The 24021-nt window shown below is 53.9% G+C and carries 22 protein-coding genes and 1 tRNA gene; 7 read left to right on the forward strand and 16 right to left on the reverse strand.

The features are described from left to right. Nucleotides 1-4 precede the first annotated feature (4 nt). The 8 genes from HEQ72_RS01850 to HEQ72_RS01885 all read right to left on the reverse strand — a co-directional run bounded on the left by HEQ72_RS01850 (nucleotide 5) and on the right by HEQ72_RS01885 (nucleotide 10104). Nucleotides 5-1435, reverse strand: coding sequence for a pyruvate dehydrogenase complex E1 component subunit beta (locus tag HEQ72_RS01850; protein WP_168018828.1), 1431 nt, complete (start codon nucleotides 1433-1435; stop codon nucleotides 5-7). A gap of 21 nt (nucleotides 1436-1456) precedes the next feature. Beyond that, nucleotides 1457-2461, reverse strand: a complete 1005-nt coding sequence (gene pdhA / locus HEQ72_RS01855; RefSeq protein ID WP_168018826.1) for a pyruvate dehydrogenase (acetyl-transferring) E1 component subunit alpha — start codon at nucleotides 2459-2461, stop codon at nucleotides 1457-1459. Between the two features lie 470 nt (nucleotides 2462-2931). Then, a complete protein-coding gene (gene clpX / locus HEQ72_RS01860) occupies nucleotides 2932-4200 on the reverse strand; it encodes an ATP-dependent Clp protease ATP-binding subunit ClpX (protein WP_168018824.1) in 1269 nt (422 codons plus the stop codon). Nucleotides 4201-4479: 279 nt separating this feature from the next. Further along, on the reverse strand, nucleotides 4480-5130 hold the full coding sequence (gene clpP, locus HEQ72_RS01865; RefSeq protein WP_168022506.1) for an ATP-dependent Clp endopeptidase proteolytic subunit ClpP: 651 nt from the start codon (nucleotides 5128-5130) through the stop codon (nucleotides 4480-4482). Nucleotides 5131-5301: 171 nt separating this feature from the next. Then, on the reverse strand, nucleotides 5302-6687 hold the full coding sequence (gene tig, locus HEQ72_RS01870) for a trigger factor (RefSeq protein ID WP_168018822.1): 1386 nt from the start codon (nucleotides 6685-6687) through the stop codon (nucleotides 5302-5304). A gap of 144 nt (nucleotides 6688-6831) precedes the next feature. Beyond that, nucleotides 6832-6917 (reverse strand) — tRNA-Leu (locus tag HEQ72_RS01875). A 191-nt stretch (nucleotides 6918-7108) separates the two neighbouring features. Then, complete coding sequence (locus HEQ72_RS01880) at nucleotides 7109-8551, reverse strand: malonyl-CoA decarboxylase (RefSeq protein WP_168022403.1); 1443 nt, start codon at nucleotides 8549-8551, stop codon at nucleotides 7109-7111. 38 nt (nucleotides 8552-8589) lie between these two features. Then, nucleotides 8590-10104 (reverse strand): NAD(P)H-hydrate dehydratase, encoded by a 1515-nt coding sequence (locus HEQ72_RS01885; RefSeq protein WP_168022404.1) that lies wholly within the window; start codon nucleotides 10102-10104, stop codon nucleotides 8590-8592. On the opposite strand from HEQ72_RS01885, the gene HEQ72_RS01890 reads away from it, so the two are divergent. Beyond that, the gene (locus HEQ72_RS01890; RefSeq protein ID WP_209315577.1) at nucleotides 10051-11445 is read left to right on the forward strand and encodes a D-amino acid dehydrogenase; all 1395 of its coding nucleotides are present in this window, start codon (nucleotides 10051-10053) and stop codon (nucleotides 11443-11445) included. The two genes, HEQ72_RS01885 and HEQ72_RS01890, sit on opposite strands and share 54 nt — an antisense overlap. On the opposite strand, the gene HEQ72_RS01895 is transcribed toward HEQ72_RS01890, so the two are convergent. Further along, nucleotides 11442-11924, reverse strand: coding sequence for a flavin reductase family protein (locus HEQ72_RS01895; protein WP_168022405.1), 483 nt, complete (start codon nucleotides 11922-11924; stop codon nucleotides 11442-11444). The genes HEQ72_RS01890 and HEQ72_RS01895 overlap by 4 nt on opposite strands. Before the next feature lie 253 nt (nucleotides 11925-12177). Here HEQ72_RS01895 and motA point away from each other — a divergent pair, with 253 nt between their 5' ends. The 3 genes from motA (at nucleotide 12178) to HEQ72_RS01910 (ending at nucleotide 14949) form a co-directional block, all read left to right on the forward strand. Continuing rightward, on the forward strand, nucleotides 12178-13038 hold the full coding sequence (gene motA, locus HEQ72_RS01900; protein ID WP_066135441.1) for a flagellar motor stator protein MotA: 861 nt from the start codon (nucleotides 12178-12180) through the stop codon (nucleotides 13036-13038). Nucleotides 13039-13086: 48 nt separating this feature from the next. Then, nucleotides 13087-14073, forward strand: a complete 987-nt coding sequence (locus HEQ72_RS01905; RefSeq protein WP_168018815.1) for a flagellar motor protein MotB — start codon at nucleotides 13087-13089, stop codon at nucleotides 14071-14073. 108 nt (nucleotides 14074-14181) lie between these two features. Then, a complete protein-coding gene (locus tag HEQ72_RS01910) occupies nucleotides 14182-14949 on the forward strand; it encodes an arginyltransferase (RefSeq protein ID WP_168018813.1) in 768 nt (255 codons plus the stop codon). Here HEQ72_RS01910 and parC read toward each other — a convergent pair. From parC to HEQ72_RS01945, 7 genes are all read right to left on the reverse strand, one after another. Next, nucleotides 14946-17165 carry a DNA topoisomerase IV subunit A gene (parC, locus tag HEQ72_RS01915; RefSeq protein WP_168022406.1) on the reverse strand — a complete coding sequence of 740 codons (2220 nt, stop codon included), beginning with the start codon at nucleotides 17163-17165 and terminating at the stop codon, nucleotides 14946-14948. The genes HEQ72_RS01910 and parC overlap by 4 nt on opposite strands. 80 nt (nucleotides 17166-17245) lie before the next feature. Continuing rightward, nucleotides 17246-17980 carry a DNA repair protein RecO gene (recO, locus tag HEQ72_RS01920; RefSeq protein WP_168022407.1) on the reverse strand — a complete coding sequence of 245 codons (735 nt, stop codon included), beginning with the start codon at nucleotides 17978-17980 and terminating at the stop codon, nucleotides 17246-17248. Nucleotides 17981-18003: 23 nt separating this feature from the next. Further along, nucleotides 18004-18915 (reverse strand): GTPase Era, encoded by a 912-nt coding sequence (gene era, locus HEQ72_RS01925; protein WP_168018807.1) that lies wholly within the window; start codon nucleotides 18913-18915, stop codon nucleotides 18004-18006. Continuing rightward, complete coding sequence (rnc, locus tag HEQ72_RS01930; protein WP_245184050.1) at nucleotides 18915-19595, reverse strand: ribonuclease III; 681 nt, start codon at nucleotides 19593-19595, stop codon at nucleotides 18915-18917. Before rnc ends, era begins: the two co-directional genes overlap by 1 nt. A gap of 18 nt (nucleotides 19596-19613) precedes the next feature. Next, on the reverse strand, nucleotides 19614-20375 hold the full coding sequence (gene lepB / locus HEQ72_RS01935; protein ID WP_168018805.1) for a signal peptidase I: 762 nt from the start codon (nucleotides 20373-20375) through the stop codon (nucleotides 19614-19616). Nucleotides 20376-20481: 106 nt separating this feature from the next. Then, nucleotides 20482-20913, reverse strand: coding sequence for a holo-ACP synthase (gene acpS, locus HEQ72_RS01940; RefSeq protein WP_168018803.1), 432 nt, complete (start codon nucleotides 20911-20913; stop codon nucleotides 20482-20484). Beyond that, on the reverse strand, nucleotides 20910-21647 hold the full coding sequence (locus tag HEQ72_RS01945; protein ID WP_168018801.1) for a pyridoxine 5'-phosphate synthase: 738 nt from the start codon (nucleotides 21645-21647) through the stop codon (nucleotides 20910-20912). The genes acpS and HEQ72_RS01945 overlap by 4 nt, the downstream gene beginning before the upstream one ends. Nucleotides 21648-21909: 262 nt before the next feature. Here HEQ72_RS01945 and HEQ72_RS01950 point away from each other — a divergent pair, with 262 nt between their 5' ends. The 3 genes from HEQ72_RS01950 to HEQ72_RS01960 all read left to right on the forward strand — a co-directional run bounded on the left by HEQ72_RS01950 (nucleotide 21910) and on the right by HEQ72_RS01960 (nucleotide 24021). Further along, complete coding sequence (locus HEQ72_RS01950) at nucleotides 21910-22899, forward strand: OmpA family protein (protein WP_168018799.1); 990 nt, start codon at nucleotides 21910-21912, stop codon at nucleotides 22897-22899. Nucleotides 22900-23040: 141 nt separating this feature from the next. Continuing rightward, nucleotides 23041-23544, forward strand: a complete 504-nt coding sequence (locus HEQ72_RS01955) for a CHAP domain-containing protein (RefSeq protein ID WP_168022408.1) — start codon at nucleotides 23041-23043, stop codon at nucleotides 23542-23544. 21 nt (nucleotides 23545-23565) lie between these two features. Then, on the forward strand, nucleotides 23566-24021 hold the full coding sequence (locus HEQ72_RS01960) for a GNAT family N-acetyltransferase (RefSeq protein ID WP_066135419.1): 456 nt from the start codon (nucleotides 23566-23568) through the stop codon (nucleotides 24019-24021).

Below are 24021 nucleotides of genomic sequence, written 5' to 3' on the forward strand. Positions count from 1 at the left end.
CGAATCAGGACTTGTAGCAAACAGACTTGGCCACATCGACAATCTGGGCAACATCTGGCAACGCCAGCTTTTCCAGATTTGCCGCATATGGCATCGGCACATCGGCGCCGGTCACACGGCGAACAGGGGCATCCAGCCAGTCAAACGCCAGCTCGGTCACAACAGCCGAAATTTCCGATCCTATGCCTGCGACAGGCCATCCCTCTTCGACAGATACAATTCGATTGGTTTTCTTGACCGATTCCAGGATCGTAGCAACATCAAGAGGACGGATAGACCTCAGATTGATCACTTCCGCCGAAATTCCCTGCGCAGCAAGAACATCGGCAGCTTCCAGCGCGACACCAACCATTCTGGAATAGGCTGTCAGCGTGACGTCTGTACCAACCCGCTCGACTTTGGCCTTCCCGATCGGAATGACGAAATCAGGATCATCGGGAACATCAAAAGACTGCCCGTAAAGAATCTCGTTCTCCAGGAACACAACGGGGTTCGGATCACGAATGGCAGCCTTGAGAAGGCCCTTTGCATCAGCAGCAGACCAAGGCGCTACTACTTTCAATCCCGGCACATGGGCATACCAGGATGCGTAGCATTGGGAATGCTGGGCACCAACGCGAGCCGCAGCACCGTTAGGACCGCGAAACACAATGGGGCAACCAAGCTGCCCGCCGGCCATGTACAGGGTCTTCGCTGCAGAATTGATGATGTGGTCAATCGCCTGCATGGAGAAGTTGAACGTCATGAACTCGACAATTGGACGCAAGCCTTTGAAAGCTGCACCCGTTGCAAGCCCGGCAAAGCCCATCTCCGTAATCGGCGTATCAATAACCCGGCGGGGACCAAATTCATCCAGAAGCCCCTGGGATACCTTGTATGCACCCTGATACTGGGCAACTTCCTCACCCATCAGAAATACATTGTCATCACGACGCATTTCTTCGGCCATAGCATCGCGCAGGGCCTCACGAACCGTCTGGCGAATAAATCGTCCGGAAGTCTTTTCGCTTGCCATTGGCGGGGAATAAGCCGTGGTTGTCGGCACAGCCGGCTCAAACACTTCGCCATCGCTGGACGAACCAGCCATCTGAACAGGACGGGGCGCAGATGCAGCCTGAGACGGTGAAGAAGCCTCTGCCACACGGGGGGTAATCTGTGGCGCCTGGCTTACCTGAACCGTATCGGCGCTTTCGCCTTCCTCAAGCAAAAGAGCAATCGGTGTATTCACCGCCACACCTTCTGTTCCCTCAGGAATGAGGATCTTGCCCAGAGTTCCCTCGTCAGCAGATTCAAACTCCATGGTTGCCTTGTCCGTTTCGATCTCGGCAATCACATCGCCGGACGCAACAACATCCCCTTCCTTCTTGAGCCACTTTGCCAGCTTTCCCTCTGTCATTGTCGGCGACAGGGCGGGCATCAGAACGGTAATCGACATAATAGAACTTCCTCCGCTCGCTCAGGCGCCAACCAGAATATCGGTATACAATTCCGAAGGATCCGGCTCGGGGCTGCTTTGCGAGAACTCCGCCGCCTCGGTAACGATCTGCTTGACCTCCCGGTCAAGTTCTTTCAGGCCCGCCTCATCAATGGCACCCATTTCAAGAAGCTGAACCTTGAGCAAGTCAATCGGGTCACGCTCGGTGCGCATCTTGGTCACTTCGTCTTTGCTCCGGTATTTTCCCGGATCCGACATGGAGTGACCACGGTAACGATACGTCTTGGCTTCAAGGATATAAGGCCCCTTGCCCGAGCGTGCATGGCCCGCAGCACGCAGGGCAGCATCGCGTACAGCAAGGACATCCATACCATCAACAGCCTCACCCGGTATGCCATAGGCATAACCACGCTGGAACAACTCGGTCGAGGCAGAGGCACGTTCAACACTGGTGCCCATACCATACTTGTTGTTCTCGATGACATAGACTACCGGCAGCTTCCACAAAGCAGCCATATTGAAGCTTTCATATACCTGACCTTGGTTGACAGCCCCATCGCCCATGTAGGCAAAGTTAACGCCATTGTCGCCCTTGTACTGGTGAGCAAAAGCAAGACCTGTCCCGATTGGGATCTGTGCCCCAACGATACCGTGACCGCCGTAAAACCCCTTTTCTTCGGAGAACATATGCATGGAGCCGCCCTTGCCACGGGAATATCCCCCTTCACGGCCGGTCAGCTCTGCCATTACTCCACGCGCATCCATGCCACACGCCAACATATGACCATGATCACGATAACTGGTTACAACCGTATCAACTCCTTCAAGCGCTGCGGCCTGCATGCCAACAACAACGGCCTCTTGGCCGATGTAAAGATGACAGAAACCACCGATCAGACCCATGCCATACAGCTGGCCGGCTTTCTCTTCAAAGCGGCGTATCAAAAGCATGTCGCGATAGTAGGTCTTCAACTGAGCAAGGTCCGGCGCATCGGAGCGCAGTTTACGGCGAGATGTGGATGCCATGATCCCTCCGGATTTGGGGGCAAACGAGACGCGGTCCCGACAAAAAGCACGACGAGCCGTGGCTCTGCACCGGCTGCCGGGAACCTCTGTTTATTTCCGGCAAAGGTATCCAAAGATCACGCAGTTGCAAGCACGAATCTACAACCAACCCTCTGTTTTGCAACGCACAACGAGATTTAAACCATTTACCAGTTAATCATTTGTATAGAATGTATATCGCAACTGATCATCAAGGAATGAAGGAATTTTATATCGCGTTATGATTCTAAAACGAATTTATTGTCCGATAAAAATACCCTTATAATAACAATATGCTAGATAGGCCAGCACAGAAGGGGCCAATCCCTCCCGGAAAATTGTAATAAAGCTCCCCTATCAATTGGCTTCAAGTGCCTATCCGGACATAAAAAAGCCGGGGAGCATCATACTCCCCAGCCAGAAAAGCAGGACTTCAAAGAAAGGACGAATCCTCAGGCGCTGCCCAATTCCTCGGAACGAGGCCTCTCGGAATAAATGACCAAGGGCTTGGCTCTCAACTCAGCAGCTTCTTTGTTGACCACGACCTCCTCAATACCTTCATTGCCCGGAAGATCAAACATCGTATCAAGCAGGATACCTTCCATGATCGAACGCAAGCCACGCGCCCCGGTCTTCCGAGCGATTGCCTTCTGCGCAATCGTGGAAAGAGCATCTTCCTGGAAGGTCAAGTGAGCATTTTCCATCTCAAAAAGCTTCTGGTACTGCTTGACCAATGCATTCTTTGGCTCTGTCAGAATCTGAATCAAAGCAGCCTCGTCCAGATCGTCCAGCGTAGCAATGACCGGCAAACGCCCGACAAACTCTGGTATAAGGCCGTACTTCAGCAAATCTTCTGGCTCAATCTCACGCAACAGCTCGCCGGTTTTTCTTTGCTCGGGATCACGGACATCCGCACCGAAACCAATCGATGTTCCCTTGCCCCTCTGGCTGATAATACGATCCAGACCGGCAAAAGCGCCACCGCAGATAAAGAGTATGTTCGTTGTATCAACCTGCAAAAATTCTTGCTGAGGGTGCTTGCGACCACCTTGGGGAGGTACCGATGCAACAGTACCTTCCATAATCTTCAGCAAGGCTTGCTGAACACCCTCACCGGAAACATCACGGGTTATCGAGGGATTATCAGACTTTCGACTGATCTTGTCGATTTCATCAATATAAACAATGCCCCTCTGCGCACGCTCGACATTATAGTCAGCAGCTTGCAACAGCTTGAGGATAATGTTTTCCACATCCTCCCCAACATATCCGGCTTCCGTCAGCGTCGTGGCATCGGCCATGGTAAAGGGAACATCAAGAATACGAGCCAGCGTCTGAGCCAGAAGGGTCTTGCCACAACCAGTCGGGCCAATCAGCAAAATATTGGACTTGGCAATCTCGATATCATTGCCTTTCCCAACAACTGACAGTCTCTTGTAGTGATTGTGCACAGCGACGGACAGAACGCGTTTCGCATGCGCCTGCCCTATAACATAATCATCCAAAACCTTCATGATGTCACGCGGCGAAGGAACGCCATCACGGGTCTTCACCATGTGAGTTTTATGCTCTTCACGGATAATATCCATGCAAAGCTCAATACACTCATCGCAAATGAAAACGGTTGGACCGGCAATAAGCTTGCGTACTTCGTGCTGGCTTTTCCCGCAGAACGAGCAGTACAAGGTATTTTTTGAATCGCCGCCCGGGGACTTGCTCATTGTATCTCCACTCCATGCGGCAAGAAGCGCCGGATCGGGAAACGACCCTGATCTCACCGCGAAGACTATACTCGGCCAACAGGCCCTTGCTCCAAGCTCTTATGTTAGCCGTTACAGCAAGGCACGCACAATCTCAAAATGCCTGCTACCGGAAAAACCAACGGCTTGGGAACGACCACACCCCTCACCCGGAAAACGGACAAGGAACCCTTATTGTTCCGATATAATATGTATACCGGAACAATAAGGGACACTCAAAACCAATCTGCAACAAACGCCTCAGTCACCAGGTTTTGATCCTGTATCAACAGATTTTGGGCGCTCCTGTACGACCTCATCAATCAGCCCAAATTCCTTGGCTTCCTCCGCTGGCATAAACTTGTCGCGCTCCATCGCCTGCTCAATTTCCTCAATTGGCTTACCGGTATGCTTTGCATACATGGAATTCAGGCGAGAACGAAGACTCAGGATCTCCCTAGCATGAATTTCTATATCAGTGGCCTGCCCCTGAAATCCGCCCGATGGCTGATGGATCATGATCCTTGAATTTGGCAGGGAGAACCGCTTGCCCTTTGCACCAGCCGTCAACAACAGTGACCCCATGGAAGCAGCCTGACCGATACACAGCGTGGCTACATCACAGCGGATATACTGCATGGTGTCGTACATGGCCAGACCGGACGTCACCACACCACCAGGTGAGTTGATATAAAAGGCAATATCCTTGGAGGGATTCTCAGACTCAAGAAACAAAAGCTGCGCACAAACCAGACTGGACACAACATCATTGACCGGCCCGGTCAGGAAGATAATGCGTTCTTTCAGCAAACGGGAATAAATATCATAGCTGCGCTCTCCACGGTTGGTCTGCTCGACAACCATCGGCACCAGCGTGTTCATATAAACGTCAAAAGGATCCCGCTCGCGCATCATTCTACTCTTCCTTGCTCATTACACGGAAACACCTGCCGGTGGCCACTGTAGGCTACTGACTGGGCAATGAAAAGTCCTGTTATACGGCAGAGGGCAGCAGACAACCAATTAAAAAGGCGCCCAGTCCAGACAGGGCGCCTTCTCTTGGTATAACAAAAGCAGGGCTACTTACTCAGCAGCAGCGCCGGATTTCTTGGATACCTTCTTTCTTGCAGCTTTCTTTGGGGCCGCAGAAGCTTCTCCGGTCTCCATCAGCCCAGCAGGCGACATTTTCTGGTCCGTGCACGTAACCTTTCCAAGGATAAGGTCAACAACTTTATCCTCATAAATAGGCGCCCTCAACTGATCCAGTGCCTGCTTATTACTCTGGAAGTACTGGAAAACAGCACGCTCCTGACCGGGATAGCGCATGGCCTCACGCATCACGGCATGGTTAAGGTCTTCCTGGGTAACTTGAACCTCGCCACGACGCCCGGTATCGGCCAGCAAAAGCCCCAAGCGCACGCGACGCTCGGCTATTGCGGTATATTCAGCACGCAGATCATTTTCAGACTTGCCCTTGTCTTCCTCTTCCAAGGCATCGTTCTTCATCGCAGCCTCAATTTCGGGCCAGATCCCTGAAAATTCAGCGTCGATCATGCCTTGAGGGACCGGGAAGCTGACCATCTCGGACAGCTTGTCCAGAAGCTCACGCTTCATGCGTCCGCGCACCAAATTGTCATAATCCGACTGGATCTGCTCACGCACAGCGGTACGCAAAGCCGCCATGTCATCGAATCCAGCAGACTTCGCGAACGCATCATCAAGCTCGGGCACCTTGGCTTGCTTGAGAGCCTTCACATTGACCTCAAACGCAGCCTCTTTACCGGCAAGATCCTTGGCATGGTAGGACTCGGGGAAGGTTACGGTCACCGTAACGCTGTCACCGGGCTTGGCACCGACAAGCTGATCCTCAAAGCCGGGGATGAAAGATCCCGATCCAAGCTCCAGGTCATAAGACTCACCCTTGCCGCCGGGGAACTCTTCGCCATCGATACGTCCAACGAAATCAATCTCAAGGATATCGCCAGTTTTAGCCTTACGCGCTTCCTCGACAACCTCATTCACCTTGCGGCTTTGCGCAATACGGGCCAAGGCTTCCTCAACCTCGGCATCCTCGAATTCCACAACAGGCTTGACCAGCTGAACGGCCGCAAAGTCTGTCTCACCGATTTCAGGGAGAGCCTCGAATTCCATGGTGAATTCAAGATCCTTGCCCTCATCGAAGGACACAACCTCAATCTTGGGCTGCGCTGCCGGTGTCAGCTTCTTTTGCTCCAAGGTCGAACGCACACCGCCCTGGACGGCATCTTCCAGAACTTCACCCATGATAGAGGCCGCATAGCGCTTGCGAACAATGGACATCGGCACTTTCCCCGGACGAAAGCCGGCGATAGAAACCCGGGTCGCAACCTCCTTGAGACGGCTTTCAACCTTGTTGCCAATGTCTCCGGCCGGAACGACAATCTTGAAAGCATGCTTCAGACCGTCAGCATTCGTTTGAGTAACCTGCATGGAATATCCCGAAGTTCTTGGGTACCGAACGGACCGCGACAATCTTGGCCCTGCTTCCCCTTATGACAAACCGAAAACCCTTTTTTACCCGGGTCCTGTCCTTGCCCGGATATACAGGCACAGTGACAATCCTCGCGGATAATGTGGTGCGGGCGGAGGGACTTGAACCCCCACGACACAAGGCCACCGGAACCTAAATCCGGCGCGTATACCAATTTCGCCACGCCCGCCAGCGCTGCCACACCTTATCTACAGCCAAGCTCAACTTTGCGGTCAACAAAGCAGTTTTTGCCACTGCCTGCACCACGCAGAACACCGGCTGCCGACCAAGATCGGCTGCACGAAGCCACACACATAGACAATTCAAGATACAAATGGCAACAAAAGAATGCATGAACAGCCGACTCAGTGAGCAAACAGCCTACCCCTTCAGCCACCCTTTAAGGGCTGAAGACAGGGCTGCGGTCCCCCGAGAGCTATAGCCCTCGTGGTTTTTCTCGATATCCTGTAACCGGTAAAGGTAGTTGACCATAAGTCCGGCAGACTGCCTGATACCCCGCCCGGAGCGGTCCCCCATCCAGTTCAGGCGTTCAATGCGGGCACCATTGCTCAGATGGAAATGGGCCACAGGATCAATGGCTACAGGAACATTTCCTTTTTCGGGAAAACGGCGGGCAGAAACCAGATAAATCGTGGCAAGACGCAAAAGAATGGGACGCATAACATCAGCTGTGTCCTTGTCACTTTGCCACAGCTCCGCAGACAAAAGACGACCGAATAATCCCAATGCAGGAGGACGGGCTCCATTTCCCTTGCGCCGAACCAAGGCTGTAACAGCCTTGGTTTCAGTAGGAAGAAGAAGGTCATCGCCGTCTTTCTCCACCTGCTGCTCTAACCAGACGCGAAAACCGGGAAGAGGCGAAAGCGTGGCAAAAGCCTTGAGGGAAGGAAACTCGGCTGACAGCGTGGATACAACCTTCTTGATCAGGAAATTCCCGAAACTGATACCGGAAAGCCCCTTCTGGGCGTTGGAAATAGAATAGAAGACGGCCGTATCAGCCAAGGCGGGATCCCCCACCGGGGCATTAACATCCAGCAGATCGTGAATATTATCTGCTATCCCATTGAGAAGTGCGACCTGAACAAAGATAAGGGGCTCATCCGGCATCCGGGGATGAAAAAAACCGTACAGTCTACGGTCAGAGTCCAGACGATTTTTCAAATCATCCCAGCTTCTGATTTCATGAACTGCTTCATAAGAAATAATTTTCTCAAGGACTGCTGCTGGGCTGGCGTCCCATGTGATGCGGCGCAATTCCAGAAAACCTATATCAAACCAACCTGTCAGAATTTCCATCAGGTCACGCTCAAGACCATCAAGCTCAGGATGCCCGGAACGAAACTTGAGCAGCTCTGCCCTCATATCAACAAGAAACTTCACACCATCAGGCAATATATTGAATTGCTTCAATAAACTTATCCTGGGTGGCTGCAGAGCCTGATAGACATGAAAGGCAGCCTGCTCACGCTCGGTGTCATCCGCACCTTCAAGTTCTGCAATGGCTCTGTCCACGGCATCACGATCAGGGCTGAACTCTGTTGCCATAAGGGTCAGAAAGCGTCGCCGCCCCAGCTCACTCAAACCAAGATACACATGCCCCAAGGCCGCAGCACGGGTACGAGCTGAAACATCCCCACCACGCGCATCCAGACACGCCTGCATCTGCTCGCGCAGGTGCAAAAGCTGCTCATCCGGTAGATCCGGATCGAGATGAGCCAGCGCTCCCCCTCCTTGGGGAGCAACAAATTCCCGCCACAGGGTACCCAAACGATCCAGCAAACCAGGAACCTGATGCCGCGCCATTATCCATCTCCTCCGGGGCAGACCCCGGGTACATTGGGTCACGTCAATTGTGCAAGAATATGCGGCAAGGCCAAAGAAATATCCTCTGCTACCATTCCCTTTCCAAGATGACGCCCTGCCTCGGCATGCAGCCATACCCCGGCACATGCAGCGGAAAATCCGTCCATACCACCGGCAAGGTTGGCTGCGATAATACCGGCAAGAACATCACCACTTCCAGCCGTCGCCAACCATGGAACCGCATGCGTTGTGACCGCAGCCATACCGTCAGGGGCTGCAATAATGGTGTCGGCTCCCTTCAGCACCATGAAGACTCCCAAATCCCTGGCAGCCTGACGCGCTTTCACCAGACGGGGTAAAGTCCCCATTTCTGGAAATAAACGCCCGAATTCGCCTTCATGAGGCGTCATGACAATGGGCGCAGCAGCCGTACGCACAATTGCGCGTAGCTCATCGACTCGTCCCGCGAAAGTATTGATGGCATCCGCATCGAGAACAATGGCCAGTCGCCGAGATACAATGTCTCTGATCATCTCTGGCAATAACGGAACACGACCCAGTCCGGGTCCAATAACAACGGCATTGGCACAGATATTCTGCGGTAAGGTCAGAAACCCATCGTTATCATCTTGAGGAACAACGATAAGTCCTGGATCAAGGGCACACAGGAAAGCAGTATCCCGTGGGGCCACAACTGTGACAAGGCCCGCCCCTGCCCGACGGGCAGCCATAGCGGCCAAACGGGCGGCCCCACTCATGTGCACACCCGAAAAGACAATTACGTGACCACGGGAGTATTTGTGGTCTCTCCAGTTCAGGACAGGCAAAGACCACAGACGAGGATCATTGACAAAGGTTCGGGGCGAAACACGCTCCAGTACCAAGGCTGGTATACCAATATCAGCGACCGTCAAGCGACCAATGTAATCCCTGCCCGGGTACAGCACATGCCCAGGCTTGGGGCGGAAGAATGCAACGGTTGCCACGCAAACAGGCGCAGGGCCATCAAGAGAGCCATCGTGCCCATTGATACCAGACGGAATATCCACCGCCAGACAGGGAATCGAATCCTTGTTGATTTTAGCGACAACAGCCGCAGCATCCCCATCCAGAGGACGATCCAGACCTGCCCCGAACAAGGCATCCACAACCATGGCAGCCCCGTCCACACTATGCGAGGACAATTGCTCCACAGGCCCTTTCCAGCGCTGTGCATTGATTGCGGCATCACCCTTCAAGGCATCGGACTTGCAGGACAAGGCCACACGGACAGGCCAGCCACGCCGCGTCAGCATGCGGGCCGCTACAAAGCCATCGCCGCCATTGTTGCCAGGACCACACAGCACCACAACTCGCTTTTTCCGGCCACACAGGCGAACAACCTCGCGGGCAACCGAAAAACCAGCAGCTTCCATCAGATACAAAGATGAAACCCCGGCTTCCACGGCCAGACGATCGGCTTCTCTCATCTCCATGGGATTCAGCAGGGCTGCTTCCAATTGGCTGGAAGAAGCGGAAAACGACACCACAGAGCGCTTCTCTGCTTCATCCATGTCCGATCCCCCCTTTTCTTCCGCCCACTACCTTTCTATAAAGCCGGGAGAAGGGTCACGGCTACAGGAGAGTTTTCCGTGAAGGTCCTCGTTCTGGGTGCCGGCGTGGTTGGAACCTGTACAGCCTGGTGGCTTTCACAGGATGGGCACGAAGTGCATGTACTGGACCGACAGCCCGCCGTTGCGCGGGAAACCAGCTTTGCCAACGGCGGACAGGTTTCGGTCAGCCATGCAACCCCGTGGGCTTCCTTCCATACCCTGCGCAAGGCGGTCGGATGGCTGGGGAACAAGGATGCTCCGTTGGTCATGCCCTTGCTGCGCTATGATCCCGCCCTGTGGCGATGGATCCTGCGTTTTCTCGCCAACTGCCCCAGACAAGCCGTTGAAAACAATACACGCAAAACCGTGCATCTTGCCCTTTACAGTCGAGAGACTCTCAGGCAGATGCGCGAAAATCTTTCGCTTGAATACTCTTGCCTTTCCAAGGGGATATTGCATATTTTTCGTAATCAACGTGAATATGATTTCCAGTGTCGATCTGCGGAAGTCATGACATCGGCAGGTTTGCCACAGCATGTTGTCAACAGACATAACCTGACAGACATTGAGCCTGCCCTGACCGCCAAAGCCCATGAACTGGTCGGCGGGATCTACAGCCCGGATGATGAAAGTGGCGATGCCCGCACCTTCACAGAATCCTTGGCCGCTATTGCGCAGCAAAACGGTGCAACCTTTCATACCGGAGTTCAGATTAATCACCTCTTGTATGACGGCCCAGCCATTTCTGGTGTTTCAACAAACATGGGAACCTACAAGGCCGATGCCTTTGTCATTGCCCTCGGCAGCTATAGCCCAAAGCTGCTGGCTCCCTTGGGAATTCACCTGCCTGTGTACCCGGCCAAGGGTTATTCCATCACAGTGCCATTGGCCGATCATGCACCGGGTGCGCCCTCTGTTTCGGTGACCGATGATGAAAACAAAATGGTTTTCTCACGCTTGGGGAATCGGTTACGCGCGGCAGGCACGGCCCAAATGACCGGATGGGATACCAAGCTGGACCAGAAACGGGCCGATGTCATTCGCAAACACGCGATGTCCTTGTTTCCAGATGCAGGAAACTATGCAGCCAGCGAGATCTGGTGCGGCCTACGCCCGAAAACGCCGGACTCCGTGCCGTACATATGCCAGACACCTTACCGTGGCCTCTTTCTCAACACGGGCCACGGCACGCTGGGCTGGACCATGTCTGCTGGATCAGGACGCCTGATGGCAGATCTTGTATCCGGACGAACACCAGACATTGACCCCACCGGCTACGGGCTGGAAAAGCGTGTATACTAGACGGCATCCCCTATCCGGCTGTAATCACCACGGAAATAGAGAAGCGGCAGCTTTGCGTCATCGCTTTCAAGATGTTCGACCTGACCAATAACAATCTTGTGGTCTCCGCCATCAACAACCTGAACAACCTTACACTCCAAGCACGCCACACATCCCTCTATAAGAGGAATGCCCGTTACACCGCGACGCTGCGAAATACCTTGCCACTTGTCACCGCTGCGGCGGGCAAAAGCAACCGAAACAGCTTTTTGGTCCTGTGAGAGAATATTCACGCCAAAGTGACCGTCCAGAAACGCGTCAAGGCAAGATGTCTTTTTGTCCAAGCAGAATAATACAAGAGGGGGCGACAACGACAGCGAACTAAAGGCGCTGATCGTGACGCCAATGGCAACACCATCCTTCCCCAGAGTGGTCATGACTGTCACACCGGTCGGGAAGCATCCAAGAGTCTTACGAAAGCTATGATCGTCAGGCAGCATAAACCCTCACCTGTCTGGCCTGTTTCAGGCGGTACACACCAGTGTGCCCCAGTACTACGAAATTGTATAACCTACAAACAAGGATTTTCCCGCATGACATGACCGGACATGGCACAATCATGACAGAATTGCCAACAGGGGCAGCAAATTCCCGACCTGTGTTGCAGTTTCTGTCCCGGTTGGCTAAAACCAGAGGGTCTGGTTCCTTTGGTCAGGAAGCGGCCGCACGGAATCCGCATGGGACAGAGGGCACATGCTCGTAATCATAGGCACGGTTATCGTTATTGCCTGCGTCATCGGTGGTTATGCCATGGGTGGTGGCCACTTGGACGTTCTTTGGCAACCGCTGGAGTTCCTGATTATTTTCGGGGCAGCCGGTGGCAGCATGGTAATCGGAAGCCCGACAAGCGTGCTGAAGGGAATCGGGCACGCCATGGGTCCTATGATGAAGGGGCCACGCCACCATAAGGACAGCTATCTTGAAGTGCTGAGTATGCTCTACTCGGTATTTCGCCTTGCCAAGACCAAAGGCGATCTGGCACTCGAAAGCCACGTGGAACGACCGGAAGAAAGCCCGTTGTTCCAGAAATTTCCCAACTTTTCCGCTGATCATCATACACTGGTGTTTCTATGTGATTATCTACGTCTCCTGACACTGGGCACGAACAATGCCCACGAGGTAGAGACCATCATCACAGAGGAAATAGAGGCCCACCACCACGAGCATCACTTGGTCGTAAAGGCCGTGGGCGACATGGCCGATGGTATGCCTGCATTGGGCATCGTCGCCGCCGTGCTTGGCGTCATCCATACCATGGGATCGATTACAGAACCGCCAGAAGTTCTTGGGCACCTGATTGGCGCTGCCCTGGTCGGAACGTTCTCTGGAGTTCTGCTGTCCTATGGCTTTTTCGCTCCGTTCTCGCGGGCAATTGATGCCGCGTACACATCAGAGACGGAATATCTGAACTGCATCAAGGCGGGCCTCCTCGCACACATGCAGGGCTATGCTCCACAGGTTTCCATCGAATTTGCCCGGAAAATTGTCCCCCCTCATGTACGTCCAACGTTCCAGGAACTGGAAGAAACGGTCACCAACCTTTCGCACGACTGATGTAAAACCAGGGAAATCCGGTCCGGAATGAAAGGCAGCGCGGGATAAATGGCCGAGGAAGAAGGCAAAAATGCAATAATCATCAAGCGGATCAAGAAGGGTGGTCACGCGGCCCATGGTGGTGCCTGGAAAGTGGCCTACGCCGACTTTGTGACCGCGATGATGGCCTTCTTTCTTCTTCTGTGGCTCCTTAATTCTGTAACGGAAGAACAGCTGCAAGGGATTTCAAACTACTTTGCACCCACGGCTGTTTCGCAAAGCCCAAGCGGAGCAGGTGGTATGCTCGGTGGCTTGGTTGTTGGCGAAGGGGCATCCCAGTCCAATTCAGCTCCACCTGCGACTAATATCAACCTTCCCCCTTCTACAGTCGGCTCTGGCGGACAGGATTTTACCGATCCACAGGAAGGGCGTTCTGAAAAAGATCAGGACAGCTCTGCAGAGCAGAAACAACAACAAAGCAAGGAAGAAGATGCCCGCAGACAACGCGAGCAACTACAGCTTGACACCATCTCACGCGAAATCAGGCAAGCCCTGAATGCGTTGCCACAAATGAAGGCTCTGCAAGACAGCCTGATCATTGACAACACTCCCGAGGGGTTGCGCATCCAACTAATTGACCAGGACAGGCTTCCTATGTTCCCGGCCGGGTCCAGTGCCCTGTATGAGCATACCCAGAAACTGCTCCTTCTGGTCAGCCGCGTTGTCAAACTGATGCCACAGAAGATTGCAGTCTCCGGCCATGCCGACTCGGGGGGCTTCACAGACCCGTCCGGCTATGGAAGCTGGGAGCTCTCAGCCGACAGGGCCTTGGCGGCCCGGCGTGTCCTGTTACAGGGTGGCGTGCCAGATGACCGGTTTGCCCGGATCGCAGGCGTTGGCCCCAATGATCCCTTGGAACCATCCAATCCGGATAGCCCGCGCAACCGGCGGATCAGCATTGTTCTCCTCCGTGATGATTCTGCTATCCCAGCCGACAGCGGCAATCCGGGTTCACCGGGCAGCGGCCCCCTGCCCAGTATCCTCGATACCCGATGAAACAAGGGGATGCCCCTTTTCTGGGGGGACTCCTGGTCCGGAAGGCTGTGTTTACAGGGAACACGCTTCACCATCATAGTGGCGGCAGGACAACATCGGTAATGAACGATGGAAAACTCTCCGGTACGGCGACCGCACTTCTTTTTCACAACCGCCCCCATGCCGTGCCCCTATATGGAAGGACGGATGGAGCGGAAGATTGTGACCGAGCTTGCCGGACCGGATGCCGGGGCTTTGCACGATACGCTGTCACGATCCGGCTTTCGCCGGAGCCACTCCATCGCCTATGCCCCCGCATGCCCCAGTTGCGCGGCCTGCACACCGGTGCGGGTTGTGGTCCGTAACTTTGCAAAAAACCGCAGCTTTCGTCGCACCTGGAACAGCAATGCAGATCTTTATGGGCGGATGGTGCCACCAAGAGCAACAGCCGAACAATACCGGCTTTTCAGCGCCTACCAAGCGTGCCGTCACAGCGGCAGTGATATGGCCTTGATGAGCTTCTACGACTACAGAGCCATGGTTGAAGACAGTCCGATCGAAACGCACTTGGTTGAGTTCCGTGATCACCAAGGAAAGCTGACAGCGGTCTGCCTTATGGACAAGATGGACGACGGCGTTTCCGGGGTTTACAGCTTCTTCGACACCTCCAGGAGCCGGAGGGGACTTGGTACCTTCATCATCCTGTGGATGATCGAGACGGCCCGGACCCTTGAACTGCCCTATGTCTATCTGGGTTACTGGATCGCAGAAAGCCCGAAAATGAGCTACAAGAAACGGTTCACCCCGCTCGAAGTTTTTACGGGGAATGGATGGCATCTTCTGGATGAGAAAACGGGGGCACCGCGTCCGCCCGTTCTCCAGCCTTTCTCGCCCTAAAAACGATTGCTGCGGGGGAAGCCTGTCGGAGGCAGCTTGCCCTGCCCGGCACGCGCCCCCCGCCACGGCACCAAGTTCATCTCGGTGCGAATACGCTCCCCGGAACGGAATGTCAAACCATCCTCGGCACTGAAAACCTTGACGTCCGAGGTTCCACCATCCTTGTATTTCTGGAGAATAACACCCCGCCCCTTTGCCATCAGGGGAACCTCCTCTATCGAGAAGACCAATAGCTTCCTGTTCTGCCCGATGATTGCAACCGTATCGCCATCCGCCGGCATGCAGAATGCGGCTATTTCGCCTTCTCCCGGGACAAGAATCTGCTTACCGGCACGAGTCTGGGCAACAACATCACCTTCCGCAACACGGAAACCACGCCCACCGGAAGAAGCCAGAAGAAGCTCTCTCCCCGCCTCGTGAACCATAAGAGCGGCCACTTCTGCATCATTGGGCAGATCAACCATCAACCGCAGCGGTTCGCCGAAACCACGTCCCCGTGGTATCCGATCGGCTGCCAGGGTATAAAACCGCCCCGTGGTGGCAAAGATCAGAATTTTGTCTGTTGTGTAGGCATGCAGGGCAATCCAGAGCTGATCACCCTCCTTGAACCGGGTCTCCGTTACATCTTCCGCATGGCCCTTCAGGGCACGGATCCAACCTTTCTCCGACAACAGAAGTGTAACAGGCTCCCTCTCAATCACCGCCTCAATCGGAACAACCACAGCAGACGGTGGCCCTGCAATCTCTGTCTTTCTGGTTCCAAGGCGGGTCTTCTGACCAAATTTTTTTTTCGTCTCTGTCAGCTGCCGTGAAATTTCAGCCCACCGTAGGGAAGGATCAGCCAGCAATGCTTCCAGGCCGGCTTTTTCTGAAGACAGACGGTCATACTCGCTGCGGATTTCAACTTCCTCAAGCCGCCGCAAGGACCGCAGCCGCATATTCAGAATGGCTTCAGCCTGCATATCCGACAGACCAAAAGCCTTCATCAAAGCTGCTTTTGCCTCATCTTCCTCACGAATGATACGGATGACTTCATCCAGGTTAAGATAGGCAATCAGATAGCCTGCCAAGATCTCCAGCCTGTGGTCAATCTTCCCCAGGCGGTAGCGCGACCTCCGCTCCAGCACTTCGATCCGGTGTTCCAGAAAAGCCTCAAGAACATCCTTCAAGGGCATCACGCGGGGCGTTCCATCCGCAGACAGAACATTCATGTTAAGGCTGAAACGTATTTCCAGATCTGTCTGTCGGAACAGGTGCTCCATCAACAGTTCCGGGTCAACCGTCCGGTTACGAGGCTCCAGAACAACGCGCACGTCCTCGGCAGACTCATCGCGGATATCAGCCAGAAGGGGCAGCTTTTTTGCGTTCAGAAGCTCCGCTATCTTCTCGATCACCCTTGATTTCTGGACCTGATAGGGAATCTCGGTGACGATAATCTGGAACAAGCCGTGCGAGAGTTTCTCTATCTCCCAGCGGGCGCGCAAACGGAACGTTCCGCGCCCGGTTGCATAAGCTTCGCGCACAGAGTCCGGACTGTCTACCAGAACACCACCAGTGGGGAAATCAGGTCCCTTGATGCAGGTCAGCAATCCATCCACGGACAGATCCGGCTTCTTGATCAGCGCCAAAAGAGCATCACACAACTCCCCGATATTATGAGGGGGAATATTGGTTGCCATACCGACGGCAATGCCAGAAGACCCATTGGCCAAGACATTGGGGAAGGCTGCCGGCATGACTACCGGCTCTGACTCCTCCCCATCATAGGTCTCGCGGAAATCGACAGCATCTTCGTCCAGCCCATCCATCAAGGCCGTTGCCACCTCTGTCAGACGGGATTCGGTATAACGCATGGCCGCAGCGCCATCGCCGTCGATGTTACCAAAGTTGCCTTGTCCCTCCACCAATGGGTACCGGGCAGCAAACTCCTGGGCCAGACGCACCAAGGCATCATAAACGGCACCATCACCGTGAGGATGGTATTTACCGATGACATCCCCGACCACGCGGGCACACTTCTTGAAACCACCGGCGGGATCCAGTTTGAGAAGCCGCATGGCGTACAACAAGCGGCGATGGACCGGCTTCAATCCATCCCGCACATCGGGAAGTGAACGGGACACAATGGTCGAAAGAGCATAAGCGAGATAGCGCTCCGACAGTGCTTCGGCCAATGGCTGGTGACGTATGATCTCGGCAGATTTTGACGCGCTCATGCAAAAAACCCCGAAGGAAAAGCCGCTACAGATGGCAGGACAGCAAAGGCCGCACTATACCTTGCCATCCCCCCTGCAGGTCAAGGCCGGGACAAGAAGCGCTGTGCAAGGCGCTGGCGAACAGACGGTAGACACGCGCGGGAAGGAACAAGGAGATGCTTCTCCAAGAAATATCCTGTCAGGTTTAATCCCTGAAGCAGGTCTGATGGATCGGCATCTTCGTCCGGATCGACCAGAAACGACGGCAAGGCCAGAAGGCGATCACGATAAGGCTCCCCGGCCGACGCACTGACAGCACGGCCTGTTTTGGGAGAAACATAAATCAGATTGCTGGTAGAACCCGTCGCAGCACAACAGGACAAATCTAGTCCATACCCCAAGCCAGCCAGAACCTTGACTTCCCACCGCACGTAAACATCTATGCGCCTGCATTCCCGCAGGGCTGCAAGAAGAGCCAACAGCGCTGCCCAGATATCGGGATACGGATGTCTTTCAGGCACGACCGTATCCAGAACAGCACAGGCCGATGCCAAAGCTTCCAAGGCGATTGGCTGATCAAAAAAATGCGGGGCTATGCTTTCAAGAAGCTCGACCTCGAATATTCCCAGCTGCTCCCCCAGACGCGCCTTCCAGGACAGCTGCACAATATTGCTTGGCTGGAGAACCCCCACCCCCCCTTTCCGGACCAGACGGGATGACATGACAAGACCATTCCACCGCCCATGCATAGCCGTCAGGACAGAAAGGCGAACGCGCCCCTCACCAACAGGATGGATAGACAGAACGACCCCGATATCCTGCCACGCCACAGCCATGTCAACATCCTCTGCTATGCGCCTTAGACGTTATAGTCCAGCCCCCAGGCATTGTAACGCGACGGATCTTCAGCCCACTGTTCGCGTACAGTCACATGCAGGAAAAGATGTATCCGACGTTCCAGAAGGGACTCCAGTTCCTTGCGGGCACTGGCACCGATTGAACGGATCTTGCTCCCCCCCTTACCAAGAACAATCATGCGCTGGCTGTCACGCATCACATAAATTGTCTGATCAATACGCACAGAGCCATCCGGACGCTCATCCCAGCGTTCTGTCTCCACTGTAATGCTGTAGGGCAACTCCTCGTGCAGATTCAGGAAGACCTTCTCCCGCGTCAATTCGGCAGCCAAAAGGCGTTGCGGCACATCCGACACCTCATCTTCGGGGAACATCCATGGTCCCTCAGGGGCAGATTCCACCAAACAGGCCAGAAGATCGGCGATGCCATCACCTGATTTTGCCGAAATCATGAAAACGCGCTCAAAAATCCCCTCGTTGAACAGGCTTTCGGTTAACGCCAGAAGCTTTGAACGCTCAACAAGATCGATTTTGTTGAGAACCAGAATAACGCCTGTGCTTGATGCAGACTTCAACGTGTCGATGATCACACGGGTATCATCATCAATGCCCCGCGCGGCATCAATGGTCAGCATCAGGCGATCCGCATCAGCCGCACCACCCCATGCAGCCGCAACCATGGCACGCTCCAACCGACGCTTGGCTGTACGAAAAATACCCGGTGTATCAATGAATACAATCTGGGCATTTCCCGACATGGCAACCCCGCGAACCCGCGTGCGCGTTGTCTGGACCTTCGGGGATACAATGCTGACTTTGGTACCAACAAACGCATTGACCAACGTTGACTTGCCTGCATTGGGCGCCCCGAGAACAGCCACAAAAGCACAGCGGGTCGGCTCAGAAACTGTCATTAACCTAATTTCTCCAGAAGAATACGGGCCGCCATTTGCGCGGCAATCCGCTTGGATGGGCCGGATGCCACTGCAGGCGGCACACCTTGCACCATGACCCGGATTGTAAATAAGGGATTATGATCCGGTCCATCAGCGGCAACGGTTTCATAAACCGGAAGAGGAAGGCCCCTCTTCTGCGCCCATTCCTGAAGGCCTGTCTTGGGGTCCTTGGGCGGCTCTGTCACCTTGTCCATCAGCGGTATCCAGAAACGCCGGATAAAACCAGAAGCCGCATCCAGCCCGCCATCCAGATAGATCGCCCCGATAACGGCCTCACAGGCATCTGCAAGAAGAGCGGGATTAGTTCTTCCTCCCAAATCCTCATCACCCTTGGCAAGGATCAGAAAGTCCCCAAGATTGAGCGCTGACGCCACATCGGCCAAGGCTTCCCGGCGGACAAGGGCAGCATGGCGGCGCGCCAGAGCCCCCTCGTTCTCAGCAGGAAAACGATGATACAGCATGTCCGCAACGACCAGCCCAAGAACGCGGTCTCCAAGAAACTCCAGGCGTTCATTGGTTCCGGCATTATGGCCCCTGGAAAGACCCCGGCTGCGATGGGTCATCGCAAGTTCAAGTAAACCCTCATCGCGAAACGCATAGTCCAGCGCCACAGCCAGACCGATAAACAGACTACACAAAGCAGATTCCTGTAACTATTACGACACGTTGTCACCAGAAGATGATGCCCTGAGATCACGGAAGAGACGCCCCCAGCGGGTCGCTACAGGCCACTTCCAGAATTCCCAGAAACGGGCGGTCCCATTTGTTGAAAAGAAGAGCATTTCGGCTCGTCCAACCAAATTCTCGGAAGGAACGAAACCGACATCTGCACGACTATCCGCCGAACGGTCACGGTTATCGCCCATCATGAAGTAATGCCCTTCGGGCACAACATATTCCGGGGTATCATCATACCTAGCCGCATCACTGGCCTCCAGTATCGGATAATGCGTTCCGTTAGGCAAGCTCTCGATGTACCGTGCTGATCGCATAACATGACCGTCTGTATCAATATAAACGTAGTCTTCCACCCTCTCACGCATCATCATCGTACCGTTTATATAAAGACGCCCCCCACGCATCTGAATGCGGTCACCTGGTAACCCGATGACACGCTTGATGTAATCAACGGAGACATCACGGGGGTACTTGAATACAGCAATATCGCCACGCTTTGGCTCTGAGAACAACACACGACCGGAAAATAAAGGGGGCGCCAGCGGCATCGAAAACTGACTGTATCCATAAGAATATTTTGAAACAAAAAGGTAATCCCCAACCAGAAGATTGGGAATCATGGATCCTGAAGGGATATTGAAGGGCTCGAAGGCAACCGTTCTTACAAGGAGAGCAACAAAGACAGCGGCGGCAACTGTTCTGACAGTCTCTCCCGTCCCCCCAGCTTTTCTGTGCGGCATCAGACTATAACTTCCTTTTGGATGAAAGGACAAAGGCGCAGAGCAGACAGGCTGTCTCTGGCCGAGGAGTGAAACCGGCCAAGGGTTATCCTGTCAAGCCAAGATATTAACGGGGAAAACTTGGCTCTGCCATTGCGGTTTCAAGCAACACAAAAGCCGATGCATAGGGATACTCGTCTGCCATGCTGAGATAAACGCGAACTATCCTGCCTTCCGGCGTAATATTCTGAAGGTAACAGGCAGCCCCGTCATGGAGCACCATACCGGGCACACCTTGCTCCGAAATAATGACCTCCAAGGAACGAAATAAAACCCCATATCGCCCAACCCCTGTCCCCAAAGCCTTTGCAAGAGCCTCTTTTGCAGCAAAACGCTTTGCCAAGGTACCGGAATAAACAGCAGGATCCGCACTGCGCTGCGCCGCAAGCGCCTGCTCGGCTGGGGTGAAAATACGGTCAAGGAAACGGGAGCCATAACGCAAAACAGCTCTTTCTATCCTGCGAATATCTACCATGTCATGACCAATACCGATAATCATGACGAGGCCCTGCGCGCTGTCTCCATACAATCCCGCATACGCTTTACAGCTGCTTCAAGTCCGGTAAAGATGGCTTCCCCAATCAGGAAATGACCGATATTCAGCTCGGACACCGTAGGAATAGCGGCGATCGGACCAACGGTCCCGTAACTCAGACCATGACCGGCATGACACTCAAGCCCCAAGGCATCTGCGCAAAGCGCCGCCTTTTTTATAAGCTGCAATTCATGCTCTCGTTCTTCACCATTCGCCTCACAATAGCGGCCCGTATGCAGCTCAACAACACGTGCGCCAACACTCCGGGCAGCTTGTATCTGTTCAACATCAGGTGCAACAAACAAGGATACCCGGATACCCGCCGCTGAAAGTTCTGCAACACAGGGGAGCAAGGTGTCAAACAGGGCCACAACATCAAGCCCACCCTCTGTTGTTCTTTCCTCACGCCGCTCTGGCACAAGGCAGCATGCGGCAGGCTGACAGCGCAGCGCTATGTCAACCATTTCGGGCACGGCTGCGATTTCAAGATTGAGAGGAAGGGCAATTTGCTCCTTCAGACGAAAAATATCGTCGTCACGAATATGACGCCGGTCCTCCCGCAAATGGGCTGTAATACCATCAGCACCCACACGTGCTACAGCATGTGCCGCAGCGACAGGATCCGGATGCATACCACCGCGCGCATTACGCAACGTGGCAACGTGATCGATATTCACACCAAGACGAAGAATGGACACAGGCTTATCTCAAGGTATACAATAGGCGAACATTGATGGTGCTGTTCATCACACACCATAGACAGGAAAGCAAGACAAAGAAAATACGTAAACATACATATTGTTAAAAAAGAATTCAGACACAGCAATGACACAAGCTGTGACCTGATCGCAACACTCACAAGAAATACAATACTATTATCAGTGAAGTGCTTGCATAGAACGCACTAAACACTATCATGGTGCTCTATTTTCTGCCTTGGCATTTTGGGAGGACCGTGGAATGCGCGTTATTCATGCGCTTGTAGCAGCTGGCATCGCCGCAGCTTTACCTTCTGCTTCGCAGGCACAATGGTATGTCGGCGCTGATGCCGGAATGGGCTTCAACCAGAAAGCTGACGTTGAAAAGAACGGCACCAACCTGGAAACAAGCTATAAGTGGGGTCCTGCCGTACTTGGGCATGTAGGATATTCCTTCGGCCACCTCAAGCTGGAGGGCGAGCTGGGGTGGCGGCGCAATAGCGTCAAGGATGTACTCCACACCAATGGTAGCGGCCATACCAGCGCCTATAGCACCATGATCAACGGCGTTGTCGACTTTGTACCGGAAGGCAAGTTCCATCCCTTCGTCGGGGTCGGGATCGGGGCTGCCAAGATTGATACCAGCATGGTTCGCTCCGGAGGCACCGACCGCTACAAGGGCGATAGCTGGAAGTTTGCCTACCAGGCATTCGGGGGCGCAGCCTACGATGTCAGCCATAACTGGGCCATCAGTGCACAGTATCGCTACTTCGGCACCATGGACTACGAAGTCAAGACTCCCGCAGGCGCAAAATTGGATGCCGAGTATAACAATCACGCGGTGCTCGTTGGCCTGAGCTATAGTTTTGGCAAGGCATCTGCCATGCCACCGGCACCAACAGCAGCCGATCCCGCTGCCATGCACAAGAACTACATTGTTTTCTTTGACTTCAACAAGTCAGAGCTGACAAAAGAAGCGACAGCCATCCTCAATCAGGCCGCTGCCGCCATCAAGAAGGGCCACATGGCACGCGTATCCGTAACAGGCCACACGGATCTTTCCGGCAGTGCGGACTATAACATGAAACTGTCCAAGCGCCGCGCGGAAGCCGTGAAGCATTATCTGGTTCGTCAGGGTCTCAAGTCTTCGGAAATTTCCGTCGTGGCAAAGGGTGAGTCCAATCCCTTGGTGCCCACGGCCGATGGTGTTCGCGAGCCGCAGAACCGTCGGGCAGAGATTGTCATTCCTTAAATACGGCTTGTTTATGCATAGCAAGGCCCCGTTTTTCGGGGCCTTCGCTTTTGTCAAAATGCATTCCAATACTTGAAAAAAGCACATGAATGTGCACTATCCAGGTACACGGTCTATTTGCTGACACTCGTGGAAAGAGGTATGAGCGCGCGTCTTCTTCAGAGATCCATCCTTGCCTTGACCCTGCTTGTATTTGTATGCCTTGCGCAACAAGCCCTTGCTGCTTGGAGCTGCGTACCCTACGCACGATCAATATCCGATATTCATCTACAGGGCGACGCGTGGCGATGGTGGGATGCCTCAGTCGGTGTTTATCAGCGGGGCAAGAAACCTACCGTCGGATCCGTTCTGGTGTTTAAAAGAAGTCCCATCATGCGGCGTGGGCATGTTGCTGTTGTGCGCTCTGTTGAAGGAACACGGAAGATCCTTGTTGATCATGCCAACTGGAGCCGTAGCGGCCGTATCGAGACGCAGGTTGCCGTTGTTGACATTTCACCCGGTAATGACTGGAGCCAGACAAGAGTCTGGCACTCGCCATCAAGGACTTTGGGCTCCACAATCTACCAAACCGCAGGCTTTATCTATCCAGAACATGCCAGCAGCGCGTCGCTGGACAAAAAGCCTGGAAACGCACATCCCCTTTGATCTTCGACAAGATGCAGAGCTATGGAGCACCAACAAGACGGTCCCGTCACGGTCCATGTCGATAGTGAGCCTGAAGACAGAAAAGTCGAACAGCTGCGTGCAAACCTGAGGTCATTCAATCAAGCCTGTATTGGCCCATATGATGCACATCACCTTTTGGTGACAGCAAAGTCTCTGAACGGGGAAATGATCGGCGGCATCCATGGGTATATACAATTTAGCTGGCTGCACGTCCACTTGCTCTGGGTTGCCCCTGCATGGCGCAGGCAGGGCATAGGGTCGCGCCTGTTGTCTGGTATCGAGAAAAAAGCCCAGTCTATGGGAATATCAAGATCCAGGTTGTCAACGGCTGATTTTCAGGATGGACTACACCTCTACACAAAGCATGGGTATACAATATTCGCCACCCTACCCTTCTCTTCTACCGGCGGAGAGGATCAGCACATAGAATACCTGATGCAGAAACAATTCTCATGA

The sequence above is a fragment of the Haematospirillum sp. 15-248 genome (genome assembly GCF_012102665.1).
In the GTDB taxonomy this organism is placed as follows: Bacteria; Pseudomonadota; Alphaproteobacteria; order Rhodospirillales; family Rhodospirillaceae; genus Haematospirillum.

Excerpts from the sequence above, each read along its gene's own strand:
- acpS (WP_168018803.1), bottom strand. The coding sequence starts at position 20,913 with ATGATTATCGGTATTGGTCATGACATGGTAGATATTCGCAGGATAGAA.
- HEQ72_RS01905 (WP_168018815.1), top strand. The coding sequence starts at position 13,087 with ATGGCCGAGGAAGAAGGCAAAAATGCAATAATCATCAAGCGGATCAAG.
- HEQ72_RS01955 (WP_168022408.1), top strand. The coding sequence starts at position 23,041 with ATGAGCGCGCGTCTTCTTCAGAGATCCATCCTTGCCTTGACCCTGCTT.
- HEQ72_RS01910 (WP_168018813.1), top strand. The coding sequence starts at position 14,182 with ATGGAAAACTCTCCGGTACGGCGACCGCACTTCTTTTTCACAACCGCC.
- motA (WP_066135441.1), top strand. The coding sequence starts at position 12,178 with ATGCTCGTAATCATAGGCACGGTTATCGTTATTGCCTGCGTCATCGGT.
- HEQ72_RS01880 (WP_168022403.1), bottom strand. The coding sequence starts at position 8,551 with ATGGCGCGGCATCAGGTTCCTGGTTTGCTGGATCGTTTGGGTACCCTG.
- recO (WP_168022407.1), bottom strand. The coding sequence starts at position 17,980 with ATGGCTGTGGCGTGGCAGGATATCGGGGTCGTTCTGTCTATCCATCCT.
- HEQ72_RS01885 (WP_168022404.1), bottom strand. The coding sequence starts at position 10,104 with ATGGATGAAGCAGAGAAGCGCTCTGTGGTGTCGTTTTCCGCTTCTTCC.
- HEQ72_RS01950 (WP_168018799.1), top strand. The coding sequence starts at position 21,910 with ATGCGCGTTATTCATGCGCTTGTAGCAGCTGGCATCGCCGCAGCTTTA.
- HEQ72_RS01960 (WP_066135419.1), top strand. The coding sequence starts at position 23,566 with ATGGAGCACCAACAAGACGGTCCCGTCACGGTCCATGTCGATAGTGAG.
- parC (WP_168022406.1), bottom strand. The coding sequence starts at position 17,165 with ATGAGCGCGTCAAAATCTGCCGAGATCATACGTCACCAGCCATTGGCC.
- tig (WP_168018822.1), bottom strand. The coding sequence starts at position 6,687 with ATGCAGGTTACTCAAACGAATGCTGACGGTCTGAAGCATGCTTTCAAG.
- HEQ72_RS01850 (WP_168018828.1), bottom strand. The coding sequence starts at position 1,435 with ATGTCGATTACCGTTCTGATGCCCGCCCTGTCGCCGACAATGACAGAG.
- lepB (WP_168018805.1), bottom strand. The coding sequence starts at position 20,375 with ATGCCGCACAGAAAAGCTGGGGGGACGGGAGAGACTGTCAGAACAGTT.
- HEQ72_RS01895 (WP_168022405.1), bottom strand. The coding sequence starts at position 11,924 with ATGCTGCCTGACGATCATAGCTTTCGTAAGACTCTTGGATGCTTCCCG.
- pdhA (WP_168018826.1), bottom strand. The coding sequence starts at position 2,461 with ATGGCATCCACATCTCGCCGTAAACTGCGCTCCGATGCGCCGGACCTT.
- clpX (WP_168018824.1), bottom strand. The coding sequence starts at position 4,200 with ATGAGCAAGTCCCCGGGCGGCGATTCAAAAAATACCTTGTACTGCTCG.
- clpP (WP_168022506.1), bottom strand. The coding sequence starts at position 5,130 with ATGCGCGAGCGGGATCCTTTTGACGTTTATATGAACACGCTGGTGCCG.
- era (WP_168018807.1), bottom strand. The coding sequence starts at position 18,915 with ATGACAGTTTCTGAGCCGACCCGCTGTGCTTTTGTGGCTGTTCTCGGG.